Raw genomic sequence first — 1,197 nt, forward strand, 5'->3', positions numbered from 1 at the left:
GAAAAACGTACTCCATAGCTGATGGTTAAAAATCAGTTTTAGGAGAGATCGAAATGAGCGAATCAAAACCACGGGCGCGGTACACACTGGAATTCAAGTTGGAGGCGGTCAGACTGGTCAAGGGTGGTCAGGTGGCAGCTGTCACGGCCAAGATACTGGGCATCCCGAAGCAGACGCTGGAGAACTGGGTGCGCTTGGCCAACAAGGGCCAGCTCAAGGGTGCTGGCGACAAGCCGGTGAGCCCAGAGCAGATGGAGCTGGCTAGGCTGCGCGCTGAAAATGCCAGACTGCGAATGGAGCGTGACATTCTGGGAAAAGCTACGGCGTACTTCGCGCGGGTTTCAAAGTGAAGTACGCCTGGATAGCGAGGCACAAGAAGTATTGGCCGGTGTCCCTCGCCTGTGACGTGTTGGGCGTGAGCACCAGCGGCTTCTTCGAGAACATGCGGCGCCAAGTCGCTGAGCAGCCATCCAAGCCGGGCGCCAACAAGCGCATCAGCAACGAAGCCTTGCTGGCCCATATCCGGGCCGTCCACGTCGAGGTCAAGCAGGAATACGGCTGGCCCAAGATGTGGAAAGAACTGGTGGCCCGGGGCATCCGTGTCGGCAAGGAGCGCGTGCGGCGCATGATGCAAGAGCACGGCATCAAAGCCCGGGGCAAGAGAAAGTTCGTGGTCACCACAGACAGCAAACACAAGCTGCCCATTGCCGCGAACCTGCTGCAGCGCAACTTCACGGCTGCCGCCCCCAATCAGGTGTGGACGGGTGACATCACCTACATCGCGACCGATGAGGGTTGGCTGTATCTGGCCGTGGTTCTGGACTTGTTCAGCCGGCAGGTGGTGGGTTGGAGCATGCAGCCGCACATGCAAAGCTCACTGGTGACGGATGCATTGCGCATGGCGTGGTTCCGGCGTGCGCCAGAGAAAGGCGTGGTCTTTCACTCCGACAGGGGCAGTCAATACTGCGGTCATGAATTCCAGTCAGCACTGACGGGCTACAAGATGAAAAGCTCGATGAGTCGCAAGGGGGATTGTTGGGATAATGCCCCCACGGAGAGCTTCTGGGGTCGGCTGAAAGTGGGCCGTTTGTACGGCAGGAAATTCGAGACACGCAGGCAGGCCATGGACGAAGTCATTGACTGGATGACGTTCTACAACCACCGCAGAATTCATTCGACGTTGGGCTATGTCAGTCC

At 58.2% G+C, this 1,197-nt stretch carries 1 protein-coding gene; it reads left to right on the forward strand.

Features of this window, described 5'->3' with window-relative positions; translation table 11 throughout:
- Window positions 1-53 precede the first annotated feature (53 nt).
- Window positions 54-1,197 (forward strand): IS3 family transposase gene (locus ABWP81_RS11610; protein ID WP_353141934.1). Its coding sequence is split into 2 segments (ribosomal slippage), with 1,145 coding nucleotides annotated over them: window positions 54-312 and window positions 312-1,197; the frame shifts between segments, so codons are not numbered across the junction. This gene is flagged as partial in the annotation.

The organism is Limnohabitans sp. (genome assembly GCF_040401135.1).
Lineage (GTDB): Bacteria > Pseudomonadota > Gammaproteobacteria > Burkholderiales > Burkholderiaceae_C > Limnohabitans.